The organism is Alienimonas sp. DA493, assembly GCF_043951915.1.
In the GTDB taxonomy this organism is placed as follows: Bacteria; Planctomycetota; Planctomycetia; order Planctomycetales; family Planctomycetaceae; genus Alienimonas.
In genome coordinates, this window is the sequence record NZ_JBINJD010000270.1 from 1 (window position 1) to 3,261 (window position 3,261).

Annotated in this window: 3 protein-coding genes; all 3 read left to right on the forward strand. The window is 71.2% G+C overall.

Annotated features, from left to right (window positions below; translation table 11 throughout):
• Positions 1 to 324, forward strand: a 324-nt coding sequence (locus ACG2DA_RS22155) for a hypothetical protein (RefSeq protein ID WP_395258788.1), incomplete at its 5' end; no start/stop codon positions are given.
• A 9-nt stretch (positions 325 to 333) separates the two neighbouring features.
• A complete protein-coding gene (locus ACG2DA_RS22160) occupies positions 334 to 2,640 on the forward strand; it encodes a hypothetical protein (protein WP_395258789.1) in 2,307 nt (768 codons plus the stop codon).
• Positions 2,640 to 3,261 (forward strand): FAD-linked sulfhydryl oxidase (locus ACG2DA_RS22165; protein WP_395258791.1); only part of this gene is annotated, 622 nt, incomplete at its 3' end. The genes ACG2DA_RS22160 and ACG2DA_RS22165, both read left to right, overlap by 1 nt.

A 3,261-nucleotide genomic window follows, 5' to 3' on the forward strand; every position in this document is an offset into this window, starting at 1 on the left:
GACCGCTGCCCGGACGAGGTCGGCCCGCCGCCGGAGCGGTGCTACTGCGATCCGGTCTACGGCTACGAGGGCACGGCCTACGGCGGTCTGGTCGAGTACGACTGCGAGCAAGGTCTGCCGGCGGAGTGCGGCGGCGTGGGCGAGTGCGGCGAATCCGAGTGGCGGTGCAACGGCCCCGCCGCGGAGTGGCAACTGCGAACCGGGTGCGACGGGGCCAGCCCCGACGGGGAATGCGTCGCCGTCGAGCCCACCGAGACCTGCGGCTCCGCGATCGACGGCTTCACCGCGGTCACCGCCTGCGAATCCCCGTCGCCGCCGGCTTAGGAGCGTCCCATGATCCAATCCTGTTGCTGCGGGGGCGTCGTCCACACCTGCTCGTTCCATCGCGGGACCTTCCCGGACGACGCCAAGAACTTCCTGCCCGCGGGCTTCTACGTCCCGTACCCGGCTCAGTTCTACCTCTCCGGGATTCACGTCCGTCGGCTGAACCCGGACCATTTCGTTTGGAGCCGGGACCACCTGCGGAACGAGCGGGAGTTCGGCTACTTCTACGACGACCCGGTCAGCGCGACGGGCTTGCGGACCCGCTCCCCTCCCGGGGCGGGCGACGACCCGGAGGGGTTCTACCCGCACCCGATCACGGGCGGCGGGCACGCCGCGGGGGAACTGCCGCTGCACTACCCGAACCCGCACCCGCTGGTCGAGCGGTTGCCGGTCTGGGGACCGCCGGAGGACCGCGGCGAGTCGCCGATGGAACTGCTCCCCAGCACGGGACGGGACCTGTTCGACGCGGGCTATCACGTCCCGGACTGGCACGGCCGCGTGCCCTCCGCCGCGGCCCCGGGGAGCCGGCAGGACTTCTCGTGGATGCGGCACGCCGGCGGGGCGCACCTGGACAACTACTACCGCGTGCTCGCCCCGGACGACCAGAACGCCGCCGGGGTCGTGAAGTGCGACGACTGGCAGGGGGCGCCGGGCGAGGCCCGGGTCGACGTGTGGACCTCCGACGTGGAGGGCGACTACACCGAGGGCGGGGGGACGGGGTACGTCGACTCCGGCGGGAACTACGTCGTGAGCGAGTTCGGCCCGGGGTGCCGCAACGCGAAGTACGACGGAATCTCCGGCCGGTACTGCGAGGAGAACGAAAACGCCCCGGGCTCCACGATCACGCGGACGGTCCGGCGGTGGGACCGGCACGACGTGCCCGACCTGCCGCCCGCGGACGACGGGGCCGGGGGCTTCGACGCCTACGACGCCGACGACTACGCCTTCTGGACGGAGTTCCGCCTGTCCCACGGTCTCGGGACGCGCTGGCGGGACAAGGAGTTCTGCTCCTACTCGCACAGCGAGCGGGCGGACCACGGGGCGGCGTTCATGCAGGACAAGGAGTCGTCGTGGCCCCGGCAGGCTCAGGCCAACGCGGTCGACCGGGACGAGAAGATCCGCAAGGCCGTCATGGCGACCCGGGATGACTGCGACTGGCCGACGGCCTCCCCGGAGACGACGGAGGTGGATCTGTTCGTCGCCGAGTTCCCGCAGAAGGTCTACGAACTCGACCTCGACGTGATTCCGTCGCCGATGAAGCCGGAGCCGTCCGACTCCTACGAGATCGAGTACGACGCGATCCTGCGGGTCCGGCACACGTATCTGGACCTGAACGTCTGCGGGGCGATCCGGCACGGAAGCGACTCCCTGGGGGTCCGGGCGGAGGTCTACAACCCCAAGGCCCCGCCGGAGGCCGTCGCGGGCGACGACCGGTACGTCCGGGTCTACACCGAGGGTCACACGCGCCGCTGGGTCACCTGCACCGACTACTACGGGTTCCGGTTCAAGGGGGCGGCGTTCCAATCGCAGGTCTCCACGGGCGGCTACTCGCCGTTCGCGGACTTCGAGCACACGTTCGACCTCGGCGTCCCCCCGGACACCGGGCCGCTGATCGTCAACTACCCGCCCACGTCCGCCGTCGACCGGCAGGCGGTCTACGACCTGCACGCCCAGTCCGTACACCAGCAGGAGCACCGAGTCTCCTTCTGGCCGCGGGACCGCAACTCGCAGGGGCGGCTCTGGCACTACGCCGCGGACATCCGCCAGCAGATCGCGAACATGGACCTCCGCCCGGAGTTCCTGTACGGGACCGTGAGCGTGCGGAACAAGATCGAGACGCGGTACGCCGACTTCTTCCAGGTTCCGGAGCCGGCGGGGCACACGTCGACCAGCGATCCCTACTGGCAGGAGGGGGACGAATGGGAACTGGTCCGCACCGGGGGCGTGGTCGATATCGCCACCGCGGAGTTCCCGGACGCGGTGGTCGCCGAAGAACAGACCTACAGTTTCCAGACCCAATCGAACACTTGGGTGAACGGCCCCTACCCGGGCTCCGCGGACAGCGACGGGATGGGGTACGGGGACGGGCTGCCGGCGCGGTTCGTGAACTTCGCCTACCCGTCGGACGTGGGGTCGGGCGAGCCGTTCCGGCGGAGCTACGACGTGAATCTCGCGTTCGACTCGGCGGTCCCGCCCGCCCCGTCCTTCCCGCTGGCGGGCTACTGGACGGAGCCGACGCCGGACGAACACGGGGTCCTTCAAGCCCCCTACGTCGCCGGCAGCACGATTCGCGTCTCCGCTGAAATGCCGAACTGATGGACTGGCGTACGACCCCGCTGTTACTGCTCGACGGCCCCGCGGATTGGGCGGAGGGGGCGGCGCTGACGGCGCCGCCCGGCTGGGTGCGGCACGACCCCGCCAAGGCGAAGCGGGCGGCCGAACTGCCCCCGGGTCCGAAGCGGGACGCGACGGCCCGGCAGTGGGCGATCGCGGCCCGGAAAGCGGCCCCGGGGGTCGGGGCGGTCGCCGCCGGTCCGGGCGTCGCAGCGTTGGCGTCCGGGGCCGGGGTGCGGGTGGTGCGGCCCGGGGAGCGGGTGAGCGTCCCGATCCGCAAAGCCTCGCGGCGCTCGCACGTCACGCCGAAGTCCGCGGAGGGCTGGCGGATGCTGCACCAATACGCCCTCGCCTACGACGGGGACCGGGAGGCGGCTGAGAAGTGGCTTGAGGAGTTCGCGGCGGGGCTGGGGTGCGACGACTGCCGATCGCACTGGCGGAAGCTGACGGCGGAGAACCCGCCCGACCTGACGGACGCGGAGACGTTCTTTCGGTCAACCGTCGAACTGCACAACGCGGTCAACCGCCGCATCGGCAAGCCCGAGGTCACGGTCGCGGAAGCCCGGGAGCGGTGGCGGGAGCCCGTCCGCCGGGTGGAGCACG

Coding starts and splice junctions, on each gene's coding strand:
- ACG2DA_RS22160 (WP_395258789.1), top strand. CDS start 334: ATGATCCAATCCTGTTGCTGCGGGGGCGTCGTCCACACCTGCTCGTTC.